This window comes from Pseudonocardia sp. (assembly GCF_035305885.1).
In the GTDB taxonomy this organism is placed as follows: Bacteria; Actinomycetota; Actinomycetes; order Mycobacteriales; family Pseudonocardiaceae; genus Pseudonocardia.
Map to the genome: position 1 here is coordinate 1 of NZ_DATGOP010000113.1, position 16,824 is coordinate 16,824.

Consider the following 16,824-nt stretch of genomic DNA (forward strand, 5'->3'; position numbering starts at 1 on the left):
GCCGCCGCTCGTAGAACGAGTTCAGATACGTCCCCGGCATCGCGTGCGGCTCCCCCTCATCGAGGTTGCCCCGCAGCCCGATGTGCCCGTTGGACAGCGCGAACACCGACTCGACCTGACCCATCCGGTCCAGGTCCAACCGCGGCTCCCGCACGACCCACGGCTCCACGGCGAAGACGCGACCGCTCGACATCAGGGGAACCTCCATACTTCGGGGAGCGAGCTCGGATCATGGTGCAGCAGGGCTCGTCGGGTCATTTCGTCGCCCCGGCCAACACGCCGCGGACGAACGCGCGCTGGAACGCGAAGAACACGACGAGCGGCACGATCATGGAGACGAACGCACCGCTGGCGAGGACGTCGACGTTGCTGCCGAACTGCCGCAGCTGGCTGCGCAGGGCCACGGTGATGGGCGCGGAGCTCTCGTCGGCGAAGACGAGCGCGACCAGCAGGTCGTTCCACACCCACAGGAACTGGAAGGTCGCGAGCGCGGCGATGGCCGGCCGGGAGATGGGCAGGACCAATCGCCAGAAGATCCGAAATTCGCGCCCACCGTCGAGTCGGGCGGCCTCGAGCAGGTCACGGGGGATCCCCACGAAGGAGTTGCGCAGCAGGAACACGGCGAACGGCATGCCGAACGCGACGTGGAACGCGACGACCCCCGGGATTGTTCCGTACAGCCCGATGCTGCCCAGCAGCTTGGCCACGGGCACCAGCGCCACCTGCACCGGGACCACCAGCAGCGCGACGACGCCGAGCATCACGAGGTCGCGTCCGGGGAACTCGATCCAGGCGAGCGCGTACGCCGCGCAGGCGCCGAGCACCACGACGAGCACGGTGGACGGCACGGCGATCAGCACGGTGTTCCACAGCGAGCCGAGCACGGCCCGGTCGGTCATCAGGTCGGCGTAGTTGGCGAGCGTGAGCTGGGCGGGCGCGGTGAAGACGGTCCACCAGCCGCTGCGCGCGTTGCTCGTCTCGGGCCGCAGCGACGCCACGAGCAGCCCGACCACGGGGAACATCCACACCAGCGCGACCGCGACCAGCACGATCCGCACGACCGGGCCGCCCAGCCGCGCCACCAGCCGCCGCGTCACGGCCGGTCCCCCCGGAACCGCCTGATGTTGAACACCATCGCGGGGAGCACGAGCAGGAACAGCAGCACCGCGAGCGCGCTGCCCAGCCCCTGGTCCCCGCCGCCCGCGCCGAACGCGACCTGCCACACCTGCAGCGCGAGCACGTTGGCCTCCTCCTGCACCGAGCCGGGGGCGATCACGAAGACCAGGTCGAACACCTTCAGCACGTTGATCACCAGCGTGACGAACACGACGAGCAGCACCGGCGACAGCAGTGGCACGGTGACCCGCCGGAACACCTGCCACTCGGTCGCGCCGTCCACCCGCGCCGCCTCGAGGGCGTCCCGCGGGATGCTCGCGAGCCCGGCCGCGATGAGCGTCATCGCGAACCCGGACATGATCCACAACCAGGCGGAGATCACGACCGGGGTGACGAGGACGGGGCCGAGCCAGGTCAGGCCCCGGAACGGCTGGGCGAAGGTCGCCGAAGGCAGCCGAACGGTGTACCGCCCGTCGGTGAGGTCGGGCACCGTGAACCGGCCGTCGTCGCCGGTGGTGGTCGTCGCGACGACGCGGTCGCCGTCCAGCACCTCGACCGGGACGCCCGGCATCCCGCGCTCCCCCGCGTCCACCTCGCCGGTGCGGTCGGGGGTGCCGCCGACGTCCAGCCAGACGAGGCCGCGCAGCCCCTCCCCCGGCTCCGGCAGCACCGCCGGGGCGGCCCGGGGTGGGAGGTCGGCGGGGTCGAAGCCGGTGATCGCCAGGCCGACCGCGTCCCGCGGGCCGACCGGCGCCGCGGACACGAGGTCGCCGTCCGGGCCGGCGACGAGCCCCCCGCCCTCCCGGGGGCGGGCGCCCGCGTACGGCGCGGCCGGGGCGAACGCGTCGTGCACCGACACCAGCACCGCGTTGACCACGCCGCGGTCCGGGTCCTCCTCGTAGACCAGCCGGAAGATGATCCCGGACGCGACCAGCGAGATCGCGAGCGGCATGAACATGACCAACCGGAACGCGGTGGCCCAGCGGATCCGCTCGGTGAGGACCGCGAGCACCAGCCCGATCGTCGTCACCAGCGACGGCGCGACCAGCACCCAGATCACGGTGTTGCGCAGCGCGACGAGCGTGCGGTCGTCGGTGAACGCGGTGACGTAGTTGTCGACGCCGACGAACTCGGTGCCGCGGGCGTCGAAGAAGCTGCGCACCAGCGAGTACGCCGTCGGGTAGACGAGGAAGACGACCACGAGCAGCAGCGCCGGGGTCAGGAAGAGCGCCGCGACGCGGGGGCTGCCGCCCGACAGCACGCCCGTCGGCTTCGGCTCCGCCCGCTGCAGGTCCGTCCGGGTCACGAGTCCCCCCGCGCGTAGGCGGCGGTGGCCTCGGCCTCGAGCTCGGCGAGGATCTCGTCGATGCGGGACGGGTCGGCGAGGTAGTCCTGCATCGCGCGCCAGAAGCCGTCCCCGCGGGTGGCGCCGAACGCGCTCGGCATGAGGTCGGACATGTCGAAGCGCAGGGTTTCGGCACCGACCAGCTCCGCCGCGATCTGGCGGGTGCTGTCGTCGGGGTACTGGCCCAGCTCGACCTCCCGGTTCGGCGAGATGAAACCGCCCGCCGCGGCCCAGATCGACGCCGCCTCCGAGGTCGCGAGGAACCGCATGAGCGCCCGCGTGCCGGGCTCGTCGGTGAGGGCGATGAGGGTGTCTCCGCCGCTGACCACCGACGAGACGGGCCCGATCCGCGGGAACGGGAACACCCGCGCGTCGACGCCCACCCGCGCCGAGGTGCTCTCCGCGATCACGCCGGCCACGAAGTCGGCCTCGAACACGATCGACGCCTGCGGGTCCTCGCCGAACACGTCGACGACCGACTCGGTGAACTCGGTCTGCAACGCGCTCGAGATGCCGCCGGGCAGGTACTCGGGCCGGAACACCTGCCCGAGTACCTGCAGCGCCGCGCGCACCGACGGGTCGGTCCACGGGATCTCGTGGCGGGCGAGCCGGTCGTACATCTCGCCGCCCGCGGTCTGCAGGTAGACGTTCTCGAACCAGTCGGTGAGCGTCCAGCCGTCGGCGCCGCCGATCGAGAGCGGGGTGTCACCGGTGTCGGAGAGCTTGCGCAGCGTCTCGACGAACTCGTCCCACGTGCGCGGCGGCACGAAGCCGGGGCCGAGCTGCTCGGCGTCGTACCAGATCGTCGACTTGTTGGCGGCCTTGAACACGAACCCGTACAGCGTGCCGTCGACGGTGCCCAGCTCCTTCCAGACCGGCGCGAACTGGGCGTCGATCACCGCCTCGGTCTCGGGATCGAGCGGCACCAGCGACCCGGCCCTGGCGAGCGTGCGCACCAGGGCGGGCTGGGCCACGCCCGCGACGTCCGGTGGGGAGCCGCCCGCCAGGCGCGTGGCGAGCACCGTGGGCACCTCGTCGCCGCCGGACACGTAGGTGACCGTCGCGCCGGTGCGCTGCTCGAACACGTCGAGGACCCGCTCGAACGCCGCCTGCTCCTCGTCCGACCACACGGCGAGGACCTCGATCGTCTGCCCGGACAGCGGTCCCGGCCGGGCGGGTGCCGGCGCCGGGCCCGCGCACCCGGCCGCGGCGAGGAACGCCGCGACCAGCCCGCCGATGCACCGCCAGCTGCGCACGCGTCACCGCCGGATCGAACGGCCGGTGTCGGCGTCGAAGAAGTGCAGGGCCTCGGTGTCGACCCGCACCGTGATCGGCTGGCCCTCGAAGATGCGCGTGCGCGGGCTGAACCGGCCGACCAGCAGGGTCCCGCCGTCCGCCGCGCGCACCCGGCCGGACTCCCGGTCGAGCGACTCGTGCTCCTCGGAGCGGGCCCGCTCGGCCTCGACCGGGAAGTGGACCATCACGTCCGCGCCCATCGCCTCCACCAGGTCGGCGACGGAGTCGAGCGTGGTGCCCTCGGGCCCGTCGACGAGGGCGGCGTCGTCCATGTTCTCGGGCCGGATGCCGAGCACGAGCCGCCGCCCGGCGTAGCCGGCGAGGGCGGGCCGCCGGTGCAGCACGATCTCCGGCACGGAGAGCCGGTGGCGGCCGAAGGACACCGTGGCGCGGCCGTCGTCGTCCACCTCGAACTCGGCGACGACCATGTTCATCGCGGGCGAGCCGATGAACCCGGCCACGGACATGTCCACCGGCTCGTCGTAGAGCTCCTGCGGGGCCGCGATCTGCTGCAGCACGCCGTCCCGCAGGACCGCGACCCGGTCGCCGAGGGTCATCGCCTCGGTCTGGTCGTGGGTGACGTAGACGGTGGTGACGCCCAGGTCGCGCTGGATCCGCGCGATCTGGGCCCGCATCTGCCCGCGCAGCTTCGCGTCGAGGTTCGACAGCGGCTCGTCCATGAGGAACGCGCGCGGCTCGCGCACGATCGCGCGCCCCATCGCGACCCGCTGCCGCTGGCCGCCCGACAGGTGGCGGGGCTTGCGGTGCAGGTGCTCGGTCAGCTCGAGGACCTCGGCGACCTCGCGCACCCGCTTCTCGACGACGTCGCGGGGCACCTTGCGCAGCGTGAGGCCGAAGGCGATGTTGTCGAAGACCGTGAGGTGCGGGTAGAGCGCGTACGACTGGAACACCATCGCGACGTCCCGGTCGCGGGCGGGCACGCAGTTGACGACCTCGCCGTCGATGCGCACCTCGCCCGCGCTGACCCGCTCCAGCCCGGCGATCATCCGCAGCGCGGTGGTCTTGCCGCATCCCGACGGGCCGACGACCACGAGGAACTCCCCGTCCATGACGTCGATCGACAGGTCGGTGACCGCGCGCGTGCCGTCCGGATAGACCTTGCTCACGCGGTCCAGCTCGATGCCCGCCACGATGCTCCCGTCGACCTCGAGAGGCGAATAGTAGGTGGCGCCGTCCGAAGGCGACCTTAAGGAGCCACCAGAACCGGGTGAAGCCGGTAGCAGGTGGTCTACGGTGCGTGCATGGCGTTGGTGTTGCTGGTCGAGGACGACCACGCCGTCCGGAGGGCGATGACGGACGCGCTGCGGGACGCCGGGCACGTCGTGCAACCGGTCGGCACGGCCGTCGATGCGCTGGGGGTTCTCACCAAGGACAAGGACGAGGTCGACCTCGTCGTACTGGATCTCGGCCTGCCCGACTTCGACGGGACGGAGACGCTGCGCATGGTGCGCGGCCTCAGCCCGGTGCCGGTGATCATCGCGACGGCCCGCACCGACGAGGCCACGATCGTGCGCATGCTCCACGAAGGTGCCGACGACTACATCACCAAGCCGTTCTCCAGCCAGGTCCTCACCGCCCGGGTCACCGCCGTCCTGCGTCGGTCGGCCAAGGAGCCCGCGCACGGCCCGCTCACGATCTGCGACCTCGTCGTCGACACCGACCGGCGGGAGGCGACGCTCGCCGGGGCCCCGCTCCCGCTCACCCGCCGCGAGTTCGACCTGCTCGCCTACCTGGCCGCCCGCTGCGGGAAGGTCGTGAGCAAGGCCGAGCTGGCCCGCGAGGTGTGGCACCAGCCCCGGCTGAACCTGGACCAGACCATCGACGTGCACGTGTCCTGGTTGCGGCGCAAGCTCGGGGAGAGCGCGGCCGAGCCGAGGTACCTGCACACGGTCCGCGGGGTGGGCATCAAACTGATCGACCCGTGCGCCGCCTCGTTCTCCGCCTGATCCTCGCGACGGCCGCCGCCGCGGTGGCGGCGGTGACGGCCACGGCGGTGCTCGTGCACCTGGTCGACGAGCACGACCGGCTGCGCGCCGCGTCGGAGGCCGACCTGGCCGCGCTCGTGAGCCTCGCCGAGGTCACCGCGGACCGCGAGGACCTGCTACGCGGCATCGGGCGCACCCCGGCAGGCCGGGAGGGCAGGCTCGCCGTCCATCTCGCGGACGGGGCGGCGGTCGGTTCGTCCCGGCTCCCGCCCGGGGTGCCCACACCGGGCGAGGTGGCGGTCGACGGCGGGACGGTGCTGGTCCGGGCGGCAGGCCCGGCGGCGGTCGAGGTGTTCGTGCCCGGCCTCGCGCCGGGCACGGCCGAGCTGGGGCTCGCCGCCGCGCTGCTCGGTGCGGGCGCGGTGGGGGCGGGCGCGGGCGCGGTCGTGGCGGCCCGCCGGGTCCGCCCGGTGGTCGCCGAGCTGAACGAGCTCACCGAGGGCGTCGCCGCGCTCGCCGACGAGGACCCGCCGCCGCAGCCGCGCGCGGTGACCGTGCCGGAGACCGCAGCGCTCGCCACCGCGCTCGGCTCGGTGACGGCGCGGTTCGCGGAGGTGCGCAGCCGCGAGCGCAAGATGGCCGCCGACCTGTCGCACCGCCTGCGCACCCCGCTCACCGCGCTCGCGCTCGACGCGGGCGCGCTGGGCGACGGCGAGGTCGCCGAACGCGTCAAGCAGACCATCGGCTCGCTGGAGCGCGACGTCGACGCGCTCATCCGGGCGACCCCGACGACCCCCGAGGGTCCGCTGCGGTGCGACGTGGCGGAGGTCGTGCAGCGGCGGATGGGGTTCTGGTCGACGCTCGCCGCCCACAGCGGCAGGCCCTGCTCGGTCGACGCCCGGCCGCCCGCCGTGGTGCGGCTCGCCGAGGACGACCTGGCCGCCGTCGTCGACGCGCTGCTGGGCAACGTCTTCCGTCACACCCCCGCAGGCGCCGCCTTCGCCGTCACGGTGGTCCGCCACGCCGGCTGGGTCACGCTCGTGGTCGACGACGCGGGGATCGGGGTGGCCGACCCGGCCGCCGCGCTGAGCCGCGGCGTCAGCACGGGCGGCGGCACCGGGCTCGGCCTCGCCATCGCCCGGGACGCCGTGGAGTCGACCGGCGGCACGATCCACGTCGAACGGGCCGCGCTCGGCGGCGCGCGGATCCGGCTGCGCTTCGCCGCGGCCTGAAGCCTCCGCGGTCCTGTCGTCCCGTTCCTGCGCCGAACGTCAGAGGGGCTCGGCCGGCACCGACACGATCTCGGCCCCCACCCCGATCGGGGTGGGGTCGAACCGGTCGGCCAGGTGCGCGGCGATCTCCCGGAACGCCTCGTGGGTGGCCGGCCGGATGCGCCCCATGTCGATCAGCGCGCCCGTGGCCAGGTGCGGGTCGAACGGGACCTCGACGACGGCGCGGCAGCGTGCGGCGAAGTGTTGCCGCACCCGTGCGGTGTCGATGTGCTTGCTCGCCCGGTCGCAGACCAGGACGAGCACGGCGTCGGCCACCCGCTCGGCGGGGCCGCGCGCGATGAGCCAGTCGAGGGTCTTGTCCAGCCGGCTCGCACCGTCCGCCGTGGGCGAGCCGACGATCACCAGGCTGTCGGCGAGCGCCAGCGTGCCGCCGACCGCCGAGTGCACCAGCCCGCTGCCGGAGTCGGTGATCACCACGTTGTAGAAGCGACGCAGCACCTCGCACACGCGCTCGTACTCGGCGCGGTCGAGGCCCTCGTCCATCGCCGGGTCCTGCTCGGATGCGAGCACCTGCAGCCGGCCGGCGAGGCTCGTGAAGCGGGACACGTCGGCCAGCGAACCCAGGGAGTCGATCTCCGCGAGCATGTCGCGCACCGTGCGGGTCGTGTCGCCGGTGAGCCGATCGGCCAGCGTGCCCGCGTTCTGCCCCGCGTCGAGCACCACCACCCGGTCGCCGCGGTGCTCGGCCAGCACCATGCCCACGCAGGCCGCGACGGTCGTCTTGCCGACCCCGCCGTTGATCGAGGTCACCGTGATCTGGTGGGCGCTGCCGAGCGGGCGCCGGATGCGGCGCACCTGATCGCGGTAGGCGTGCTCCTCGGGGCCCACACCCGGGTTGAGCAACCCCCGGCTGGCGGTGAACACCGCACCGCGCCAACCGCCCCGCGGGCGGTCGACCTTGGGCCGGACGATCGTGTCGGCGGTCAGGTCGTCGGCACCGCCGGTGCCCGGAGCCGCGTGATCCGTACTCACCAGTCCACCCCCCGGACCCGGCCGACCACCGATGATCTCGGCACGGGTGGAGGCTACCGCGTGCGTGGTGGCGCGGCGATCAGACGGGCTCGACCTGGAACTCCGCGCCCGAGGAGTCCGACGAGCTCACCGAGATCCGGTACTGCCCGACCGTCTCGGTCGCCCCCGGCGCCACGGTCACCTCCGCCCCGTCCGCGGAGAACGTCACGCCTGATGCCTCGATCGACTCGATCGCGATCAGCGGGCCCTGCCTGCCGCAGGAGAACGAGGTGCGGCCGTTCGTCGTGATCGTCCGGCCGCCCGCCCCACGGCTCACGATGGAGCCGTTGGAGGAGACCTCGATCTGGCAGGTCCCCGCCGCGGGGCGGCCCGACGAGCGCGACGGCGACGGCGCCGCGTTCACGCTCGGCCGGTCGTCGGATGCGGGGGACGCCTCGCCCGGGACGCTCGAGGAACACCCCACCGCCAGCAGCGCGGCGGCCGCCACGCCGACGAGCAGCCGGGCCACCGGGCTCCGGGACTGCGTGTACAAGATCTTCACAGCGGGCATGGTGCCGTCGCCCTTCCGGCGTCGCCACGCGGGTCCGGGTCCGCGCGGCGTGCGGCTAATTCTGGCGGACGGGCGGTGGGTTGCCGAGGTCGTCGGCGACGAGCGCCGCGAGCTCGAGGAAGGCGTCCGACGTGGCCTGCCGCAGCTTGTCGACCTCGATCCGGCCGCCCGTCGCGAGGTGCGGGTCGCGCGGCACCTCCACCACGGCCCGGCAGCGCGCCTTGAAGTAGCCGACGATGCGCTCGCCGTCGACCTCGGGGCTCGTCCGGTCGTGCGACAGCACCACGACCGCGCGGTCGGCCAGCTCCTTGTGCCCGTGCGCGACCAGCCAGTCGAGCGTCTTGCCGGCCCGGCTCGCCCCGTCCACGGTGTGCGAGCCCACCACCACGAGGCTGTTGGCCAGCGCGAGCGTGCCGTCCATCGCCGAGTGCACCATGCCGGTGCCGGAGTCGGTGACGACCACGTTGTAGAAGCGCGACAGCACCGCGCACACCCGCTCGTACTCGCTGCGGTCGAACGCCTCGCTGCGCGCCGGGTCCTGCTCGGACGCCAGCACCTGGAGGCGGCCGGACAGGCTCGTGAACCGGGCGATGTCGCTCAGCGCCTCCACGGTGTCGAGCGAGTCGAGCAGGTCGCGGACCGTCGCGTCGGTGCGGCCGGTGAGCCGCTCGGCGAGCGTCCCGGCGTCCGGGTTGGCGTCGAGCGCGACGATCCGGTCGCCCCGGTGCTCGGCGAGCATCAGGCCCAGCACGGCCGTCACGGTGGTCTTGCCGACGCCGCCCTTCATCGACACGATCGCCACCTGACGCGGGCCCGGCAGCGGGCGACGGATCCGCAGCGCCATGTCCTGCCGGCGCTGCTCGGCGGGCCCGATGCCCGGGTTGATCAGCCCGCCGCTCGCGGTGTGCACGGCGCGCCGCCACCCCGAGACCGGGCGGTCGGACCGGCGACGGACGATCGTGTACTCGGTGAGCTCGTCCGCGGTGTGGGCCCGGGGGTCCGCGGCCGGTCGATCGGCGAGCGGTGGCCCCGGTGGGGTGAGCGGGGCCGCCGACACCGCGGGCTGGGGGTCCGCGGGCGCGGGAGCCGGCGGGCTGGGCGCCACCGGCTCCTGGGCGGCCGGCTCAGCCACCGCTTCCTCGGTGTCCGCTTCCCGGGCCACCGCCTCCTGAGCCGTCGCCTCCTGGGCCGCCGGTTCGGGGACCACGGGCTCCGCGGGCACCGATCCGGGCTGTGTCGCAACCGGTGCCGCCTCCCGGACCGCCGGCTCCTCCGGTGCCTGCTGCTGTGGAGCCGATCCCTGGCGCGCCGCTCCCGCCGACGGTGTGAACGATCGCTTCGGCATGCGCTTACCCGTTCCCCCCGGTCCGACCGCGAACGCGCCTATCTTGCCCGGGAGCGCCCCGCGAGGGCGATCACGCCCCTGGCCCGGCCTCCCGCTCGGCGAAGGCCTGGACGAGCTGGTTCTCGGCGTCACGCAGGTAGACGTCGAGCTCGTCGGCGGCGCCCGAGCCGTCGCAGCGCTGCAGCTGCTCGAGGATCTGCCGGTTGCGCGCGAGGTAGGGCTCGTGGAACCGCTGCGGGTCGGCCATCACGTGGAACACCAGCCGCAGCTCGGCGAGGATGCCGCTCATCAGCTCGTCCGTGCGCGGGCTGCCCGCCAGCGCCACGAGCTCCTTGTGGAACTTGATGTTGGCGGTGCCGAGCGCCTGCCAGTCCCGAGCCCCCAGGGCCTCCTCGCCGTCCCGGACGGCGGCGGCGACCGCCTCCAGGCCCGGGTGGGGGAAGGTCACGGTGCGCAGCACACCGCACTCGACCAGGCGGCGCACCCGGTACAGGTCGATGACGTCCTCCGCGGTGAGGGTGCGCACGAACATCCCGCGGTTGAGCTCGTGGGTGAGCAACCGTTCGTGGGACAGCAGGCGGAACGCCTCACGCAGGGTGTTGCGCGAGACACCGAGCGCGCTGCCGATGGCGTCCTCGGCGAGCCGGGTGCCCGGCGGGAAGTAGCCCTCGATGATGCGCGTGCGCAGGACGGCTGCGACCCGCTCGGCTGTGCTCGTCCGCGCGAGCAGTGCGCGGTCGGTGGCCAAGGCTTCGGTGGTCAACTCGCCTCCTGCGGTTCGGCGGCAACGGTTGTGCGTTTTGAAGGATCGTATAACAATCGAACGACCGCGGGCGCCGCCCGTGACCGGATGTGGTGAATGCGGTCACGGAGAGCAACCGCACGCTTCAAGGTCGACTTGACGGCGTGTTGCCACCCGATTGGCGGTACGCTGCGGCTCGATCGGGTGAAGGCTCGCCGTGTTGCACGGCAGCGCTGGCTGTCCATGGGGGGACCACATGAGCGACGGGCCACAGAAGTGTGCCCTGCCCGGATGCGAGGAGATCGTCGAACAGCCGGATGACGGCGGGCCACCGCGGCTGTACTGCTCACCGGCCCATCGGGTGGCGGCGCGCAAGATGCGCCACGCCGCCCGGATGAAGGCGGCCGCGGAGAAGAAGGAGGCGGCGGCCCGGGCGGCCCAGCAGGCTGCGGCGGACGAGGTCACGCGGCCGATCGCGCCGCCTCCGGACGCCCAGCCGGCCGAACCGCCCGCGATCGCGGCGTCGACCGACGACCAACCCACCACCGAGCTTCCCGCAGCGTTCGGTGGGGTCCCGCAGGAGGAACGCGCGCCGGACCCGGCGCCCGACCGCACGTCGCCCCCGGCCGCGGTGGGCCCGGCGCTTCCCCCCATCCCGGCGCTGCCCTCCCCGCGCACGATCACGATCACCTCGAAGCGGGTGAAGAAGCCGAAGCCGGCGCGGACCGCCGCCGAGCGCAGGAACGCCATCGCGGCCATGCGGCGCCGCGCCGTCGCGAGCGTGGCGATCGCGAGCCTGGTCGCGGGCGGCGCCAGCTACTTCGTCACCGAGAACGTCATCCCCACCACGCCCACCCCGCTGCCCCCGCAGGCGGCCGACCAGCCGTCGATGGACGCCGACGTGTGGGCCGACCAGGCGGAGGTCGTTCTCGCGTCGATCAGCAGCCAGCTCGACGCGGTCGCGCAGGCCGAGGCGAGCTGGCTCGCCCTCCCGCCGGACCGCCGTGCGCAGGAGCCGGCGGCGATCCAGGCGCTCAAGGAGCGCAAGGCGCTGTTGGAGCAGCAGCGCGCCACCCTGGTGTCGCAGCTCGAGGCGTTCCGGGCGCTGCCCGAGCGCACGGCGGAGCTGACCGAGGCGCAGGCCCAGCTCGACGCGGTCGAGCGCACGCTCGAGGAGAGCACCACCACCGCGGCGTCGCCCGACTACCAGGAGGCGCTGCGGCAGCTCGAGTCGCAGCGCGAGATGCGCCGCCAGCAGCGCGACCACGCGGCCAAGGCGCTCACCGACCTGCGCAACGGCGTGGAGCAGGCGCTGAGCTCGCCGCTCCCGGAGAACAAGGACGAGACGACCCCGATCGTCGAGCGCGTCAAGGCGGTGATCGAGGGCAAGCCGGACCCGGCCCAGAAGGACGACGACCAGCAGCACAAGCCGGCCGACAAGGGCGACCCGGTCACCGGCCCCCGCCGCGAGGACGGCGACGAGGGGCGCGGCGACGTCGGCACCACCGCCCCGCCCGACCCGGACCGCCCGAGCACCCCGGACATCCTCGCCGCCGCGGGCGGCGGCCCGAGCTCCGACGGTCGCGCCGACGCGGGCTCCGACGGCGGCCAGGAGGGGTCGGGCGACCGCGACGCGCCCCGCGGGCCCGTCCAGGCGCTCACCGGGGCGCTGGGCAGCGCGCTCGGCCAGGCCGACACCTCGAACCGGGACGAGCGCGCCCGGCGCAACCTCGCCGGCGCGGAGCGGGGCGAGGAGCGCTCCGAGAGCGGCGCCACCAGCGGCGGCGAACAGGCCGGCGCCGACCGGGACACCGGCGACCGGGCGAACGGCGGCGTGCTCGGCAACGTCGTGCGCAACGTGACCGGGGGCTTGCTCGGCGGCGTCACCGGCCGCAACGCGAACAAGGACCGCGACGAGGACGACAAGCGCGAGAAGCGGTCCGAGAAGGCCGACAAGAAAGACGACAAGAAAGACGACAAGAAGGAAGACGACAAGAAGGAAGACGACAAGAAAGACAGCAAGAAGGACGACAAGGACGACGACCGCCGCGACCGTCGCCACGCGAGCTGGGACCGCGACGACGACGACCGCGACAAGGAGCGCGGCCGCCGGGAGCGCGACGACGATGACGATGACGACGACCGCAAGGGCGTCATCCGCAACATCAGCGACCGGCTGCTCGGCGGCGACGACGAGGACGACGACGACCGGGACGAGCGGAAAGAGCGCGCCGACTCCGACGACGACCGCAAGAAGCCCAGCAGCAAGGCCGAGCGCAAGCGCAAGAAGGACCGCGAGGAGCGCGAGGAGCGCCGCGAGAAGGCCGACTCCGACGACGAGGACGACGACGAGGAGAAGGCCGAGAAGGCCGACGAGAAGAAGGGCAAGAAGAAGCCCCGCGGCAAGGCCGAGCGCAAGAAGGACCGCGAAGAGCGCAAGGACCGCGAGGAGCGCAAGGACCGCGGCGACAAGGACGACAAGAAGGACAAGGACAAGAAGGACAAGGACAAGAAGGACAAGGACAAGGACGAGAAGGACGACGAGGACGACGACAAGGGCAAGAAGAAGAAGGACAAGGACGAGGACGACGACAAGGACAAGGGCAAGAAGAAGAAGGACAAGGACGACGACGACGGCGGCGATGATGATGACGGCGACGACGATGACGGCGATGATGACGACGACTGACTGACCCTTGCCCGAGTCGCGCGAGCCCCGCTGCACCCGTGCGGCGGGGCTCGCGTCGTTCCGGACGGCTCAGGCGCGCAGCGGCGCGGGCGGGCGGCCGCCGAAACCGTCGGCAAGCAGGGCGGCCAGCTCGAGGAAGGCGTCGTGGGTGGCCGAGCGCAGCCGCTCCAGCTCGATGAGGCCGCCGGATGCGAGGTGCGGGTCGTGCGGGATCTCCACCACCCCGCGGCAGCGGGCCTCGAAGTGACCGCGCACCCGCTTCGGGTCCACCTCGGGGCTCTTGCGGTCGCACGAGAGCACGACCACCGCGCGCGCGACCTGGCCCTCGTAGCCGTGCGCCACCAGCCAGTCGAGCGTCTTGCTGGCCCGGCTGGCGCCGTCGACGGTGGGCGCGCCCACCACCACCAGGCTGTCGGCCAGCGCGAGCGTGCCCTCCATCGCCGAGTGCACCAGGCCGGTGCCCGAGTCCGTGATGATGATGTTGTAGAAGCGGGTGAGCACCGAGCACACCCGCTCGTAGCCCTCGCGGTCGAACGCGTCGCTCATCGCCGGGTCCTGCTCCGACGCCAACACCTGCAGCCGGCCGGCGAGGCTCGTGTAGCGCGCCACGTCGGCGAGCGAATAGGCGGAGCCGACGTTCTCCAGCAGGTTCCGCACCGTCACCGAGGTGTCCCCGGTGAGCCGATCGGCGAGCGTGCCCGCGTCGGGGTTCGCGTCGAGGGCGATCACGCGGTCGCCGCGGTGCTCGGCGAGCACGAGCCCGAGGCAGGCCGACACCGTGGTCTTGCCGACCCCGCCCTTGATCGAGCTGACGGCGATCTGGTGGGTGCCCGGCACCGGGCGGCGGATGCGCCGCAGCCGGTCGCGGCGGAGCCGTTCGGCCGCGCCGAGCCCCGGGTTCACCAGCCCACCGGTGAGGCGGTACACGAGGCCGCGCCAGCCCCGCTCGGGGCGCTCACCTCGGTAGCGGACGATGGCGTCCTCGGTCAGCTCGCCCGGTCTGCCCTCGAGGACCCCGCCGGCCTCGCTCACGTCGTGAAGCGATCGGCCATGAGCGCGGCGAGCTCGTAGGCCGCGTCCCGCGTGGCCGGCTTCAGGTGGGCCAGCTCGACCCGGCCGCCGGTCGCGAGGTGCGGGTCGTGCGGGATCTCCACGACCGCCCGGCTGCGGGCCTCGAAGTGCTTGCGGATCCGGTCGCGGTCGACCTCGGCGCTGGTGCGGTCGCACGACAGCACCACGACCGCCTCGCTGGCGAGCGTCGAGTGCCCGTGGGCCAGCAGCCAGTCGAGCGTCTTGCTCGCGCGGCCGGCGCCGTCCACGGTCGGCGCGCCGACCACGATCAGGCTGTCGGCGAGCTTGAGCGTGCCCTCCATCGCCGAGTGCACCAGGCCGGTGCCCGAGTCGGTGATGATGATGTTGAAGAACCGGTCCAGCAGCGCACAGATCTGCTGGTACTCATCGCGGTTGAACGCGTCGCTCGACGCCGGGTCCTGCTCCGACGCCAGCACCTGCAGCCGGCCCGCGAGGCTCGTGTAGCGGGACACCTCGGTCCAGGAGTGGATGCGATCGATGTCGCGCAACAGCTCCCGCACCGTGACCGACGACTCCCCCGTGAGCCGGTCGGCCAGCGTGCCCGCGTCGGGGTTCGCGTCGAGCACGATCACCCGGTCGCCGCGGTTCTCGGCCATGACGAGGCCGAGCAGCGTGGCCACCGTGGTCTTGCCGACGCCGCCCTTGATGGAGCTGACGGCGATGCGGTGGGACTGGATCAGGGGCCTGCGGATGCGGTGCAGGAGATCGCGCCAGCGCACCTCGGCCGCGCTGGGCCCGGGGTTGATCATCCCCCCGGTCGCCCGCAGCAAGGCCCTCCGCCAGCCCGACGACGGCTCGTCCGGCCGGGCGCGCAGGATCGACTCGGCGTCGAGCGCCGACGCGCTGAGACCGGGCTCCTCCTGCGGAGGACCGAGCGGAGACACACCCGTCGAACTCACTGCACCCCCTGGCTGTTCGGGCCCCCACTCGGTGTGCCGCAGCGGTTGCGGTTCCAGCCGATGACCGTACCGCTCCCACCAGATCGAGGGATCAGGTTCGACCCGACGGCGCACCACGGGCTGAGCCTAACGCGCTCCGTGACCGACGTCTGCGATGGTGATCGATCAGAAACGATCGACCGGCACGCGCTCGGCGAGTCAGTCGATGAGGTCCATCCCGGTACCCGAGCGGCCGTTCAACCCGACCCCGGCCGGGCCGTTCTGCGGGCCGCCCCGCCAGAGGTTGCTGCGGCCGCGGGAGATCGTGCGGAGCGCCTTGCCGAGGGCGTCTTCGAACTCGGCGAGCTTCGCGTCGACGTAGCTGTCGCACTCCTGGCGCAGCCGCTCGGCCTCGGCCTCGGCGGAGTCGACGAGGCGGGCCGCCTCGGCGTGGGCGGCCCGGACGACCTCGGTCTGCGACACCAGCCGCTCCTGCTCGGCCTGCCCGTCGGCGATGTACCGATCGTGCGCTGCCCGGGCGGCGGTGACGATCCGGTCGGCCTCGGCCTTGGCCCGGTCGGTGAGCTCGGTGTACTGGCGGCGCCCCTCCGCCACCGCGCGCTCGGCCTCGTGCCGGGCGCGGGCCACCGTCTGCTCGGCCTCGGCGCGGGCCTCGGCGAGCAGCCGCTCCGCCTCCGCGCGCGCGTCCGACACCGTCTGCTCGGCCTCGGCCTGCGCCGCGCTGCGGGTCTGCTCGGCCTCCTGCGTGGCGTCGTCGAGGATCTCGTCGCGGCGGTCCAGGACGTCCTGGGCGTCGTCGAGCTCGCCGGGGAGGGCCTCGCGCACGTCGTCGAGCAGGTCGAGCACGTCACCGCGTGGGACGACGCAGTTGGAGGTCATCGGGACGCCCCGAGCCTCTTCGACGACCGTCACCAGCGCGTCGAGGGATTCGAAGACCCGGTACACGACGCGCATCCTCTCACCGCCGATCGGCCGAACCCCGTATTCGGCGCGGTCCGCGCGTGTCAAGTTCCGAACGAGTGACGCCGCGCGGCCCCGGGACTCGGCGCTACGCGCGCTCGGCGATCCGCTCCAGCAGCTGCCGGTGCACCGGCTCCGGCAGCAGGTGGGCGACGTCGCCGCCGTAGGTGGCGACCTCCTTCACCAGCGAGCTCGACACGAACCCGTACTCGGGGCTGGTGGACATGAACAGCGTGTCGACCCCCGACAGCCGCTGGTTCATCTGGGCCATCTGCAGCTCGTAGTCGAAGTCGGTGACCACGCGCAGGCCCTTGACGATCGCCTTGATCTGGTTGGCGCGGCAGTAGTCGACCAGCAGCCCGTGGAACGAGTCGACCCGGACGTTCGGGTACGGGGCGGTGATCTCGACGAGCATCGCCATGCGTTCGTCCACGCTGAACAGGGTCTTCTTGGCCTTGTTCACGAGCACGGCGACCACGACCTCGTCGAACAGCTCCGCGGTGCGGCTGATGACGTCGAGGTGCCCGTTGGTGGGCGGGTCGAACGATCCAGGACAGACGGCGCGCCTCACGGGTCTGGA

At 73.1% G+C, this 16,824-nt stretch carries 16 protein-coding genes; 3 read left to right on the forward strand and 13 right to left on the reverse strand.

Annotated elements, in window-relative coordinates; genetic code table 11:
- The 5 genes from VKZ81_RS23985 to VKZ81_RS24005 form a co-directional block, all read right to left on the reverse strand.
- On the reverse strand, window positions 1-193 hold a 193-nt coding region (locus VKZ81_RS23985), incomplete at its 3' end, for a hypothetical protein (protein ID WP_324243919.1).
- 61 nt (window positions 194-254) lie between these two features.
- Entirely contained in the window at window positions 255-1,097 is an 843-nt protein-coding gene (locus tag VKZ81_RS23990) for a carbohydrate ABC transporter permease (RefSeq protein WP_324243920.1), read from the reverse strand.
- Window positions 1,094-2,422: an ABC transporter permease gene (locus tag VKZ81_RS23995; protein ID WP_324243921.1), complete on the reverse strand. Its 1,329-nt coding sequence runs from the start codon at window positions 2,420-2,422 to the stop codon at window positions 1,094-1,096. The genes VKZ81_RS23990 and VKZ81_RS23995 overlap by 4 nt, the downstream gene beginning before the upstream one ends.
- Window positions 2,419-3,717: an ABC transporter substrate-binding protein gene (locus VKZ81_RS24000; RefSeq protein ID WP_324243922.1), complete on the reverse strand. Its 1,299-nt coding sequence runs from the start codon at window positions 3,715-3,717 to the stop codon at window positions 2,419-2,421. Before VKZ81_RS24000 ends, VKZ81_RS23995 begins: the two co-directional genes overlap by 4 nt.
- Before the next feature lie 3 nt (window positions 3,718-3,720).
- Window positions 3,721-4,908 (reverse strand): ABC transporter ATP-binding protein, encoded by a 1,188-nt coding sequence (locus tag VKZ81_RS24005; RefSeq protein ID WP_414709460.1) that lies wholly within the window; start codon window positions 4,906-4,908, stop codon window positions 3,721-3,723.
- A 111-nt stretch (window positions 4,909-5,019) separates the two neighbouring features.
- Here VKZ81_RS24005 and VKZ81_RS24010 point away from each other — a divergent pair, with 111 nt between their 5' ends.
- Both VKZ81_RS24010 and VKZ81_RS24015 read left to right on the forward strand, forming a co-directional pair.
- A complete protein-coding gene (locus VKZ81_RS24010) occupies window positions 5,020-5,724 on the forward strand; it encodes a response regulator transcription factor (protein WP_324243924.1) in 705 nt (234 codons plus the stop codon).
- Window positions 5,700-6,935 carry a sensor histidine kinase gene (locus VKZ81_RS24015; RefSeq protein WP_324243925.1) on the forward strand — a complete coding sequence of 412 codons (1,236 nt, stop codon included), beginning with the start codon at window positions 5,700-5,702 and terminating at the stop codon, window positions 6,933-6,935. The genes VKZ81_RS24010 and VKZ81_RS24015 overlap by 25 nt, the downstream gene beginning before the upstream one ends.
- A 39-nt stretch (window positions 6,936-6,974) precedes the next feature.
- Here VKZ81_RS24015 and VKZ81_RS24020 read toward each other — a convergent pair whose 3' ends face one another.
- From VKZ81_RS24020 to VKZ81_RS24035, 4 genes are all read right to left on the reverse strand, one after another.
- Window positions 6,975-7,967 carry a MinD/ParA family ATP-binding protein gene (locus VKZ81_RS24020; protein ID WP_324243926.1) on the reverse strand — a complete coding sequence of 331 codons (993 nt, stop codon included), beginning with the start codon at window positions 7,965-7,967 and terminating at the stop codon, window positions 6,975-6,977.
- A gap of 79 nt (window positions 7,968-8,046) precedes the next feature.
- Entirely contained in the window at window positions 8,047-8,508 is a 462-nt protein-coding gene (locus VKZ81_RS24025) for a hypothetical protein (protein ID WP_324243927.1), read from the reverse strand.
- 64 nt (window positions 8,509-8,572) lie between these two features.
- The gene (locus tag VKZ81_RS24030) at window positions 8,573-9,649 is read right to left on the reverse strand and encodes a MinD/ParA family ATP-binding protein (RefSeq protein WP_324243928.1); all 1,077 of its coding nucleotides are present in this window, start codon (window positions 9,647-9,649) and stop codon (window positions 8,573-8,575) included.
- 283 nt (window positions 9,650-9,932) lie between these two features.
- A complete protein-coding gene (locus VKZ81_RS24035) occupies window positions 9,933-10,625 on the reverse strand; it encodes a GntR family transcriptional regulator (RefSeq protein ID WP_324243929.1) in 693 nt (230 codons plus the stop codon).
- 235 nt (window positions 10,626-10,860) lie between these two features.
- On the opposite strand from VKZ81_RS24035, the gene VKZ81_RS24040 reads away from it, so the two are divergent.
- Window positions 10,861-13,293 (forward strand): hypothetical protein, encoded by a 2,433-nt coding sequence (locus VKZ81_RS24040; protein ID WP_324243930.1) that lies wholly within the window; start codon window positions 10,861-10,863, stop codon window positions 13,291-13,293.
- Window positions 13,294-13,362: 69 nt separating this feature from the next.
- Here VKZ81_RS24040 and VKZ81_RS24045 read toward each other — a convergent pair whose 3' ends face one another.
- The 4 genes from VKZ81_RS24045 to coaD all read right to left on the reverse strand — a co-directional run bounded on the left by VKZ81_RS24045 (window position 13,363) and on the right by coaD (window position 16,815).
- Entirely contained in the window at window positions 13,363-14,325 is a 963-nt protein-coding gene (locus VKZ81_RS24045; protein WP_324243931.1) for a MinD/ParA family ATP-binding protein, read from the reverse strand.
- Window positions 14,322-15,269, reverse strand: coding sequence for a MinD/ParA family ATP-binding protein (locus VKZ81_RS24050; protein WP_324243932.1), 948 nt, complete (start codon window positions 15,267-15,269; stop codon window positions 14,322-14,324). Before VKZ81_RS24050 ends, VKZ81_RS24045 begins: the two co-directional genes overlap by 4 nt.
- 213 nt (window positions 15,270-15,482) lie before the next feature.
- Window positions 15,483-16,229 carry a DivIVA domain-containing protein gene (locus VKZ81_RS24055; protein WP_324244002.1) on the reverse strand — a complete coding sequence of 249 codons (747 nt, stop codon included), beginning with the start codon at window positions 16,227-16,229 and terminating at the stop codon, window positions 15,483-15,485.
- A gap of 103 nt (window positions 16,230-16,332) precedes the next feature.
- On the reverse strand, window positions 16,333-16,815 hold the full coding sequence (gene coaD, locus VKZ81_RS24060; RefSeq protein WP_324243933.1) for a pantetheine-phosphate adenylyltransferase: 483 nt from the start codon (window positions 16,813-16,815) through the stop codon (window positions 16,333-16,335).
- Window positions 16,816-16,824: the final 9 nt, after the last annotated feature.

Bases quoted from the DNA above. Each gene is read 5' to 3' on its own strand.
- VKZ81_RS24010 (WP_324243924.1), top strand. From the start codon at position 5,020: ATGGCGTTGGTGTTGCTGGTCGAGGACGACCACGCCGTCCGGAGGGCG.
- VKZ81_RS24040 (WP_324243930.1), top strand. From the start codon at position 10,861: ATGAGCGACGGGCCACAGAAGTGTGCCCTGCCCGGATGCGAGGAGATC.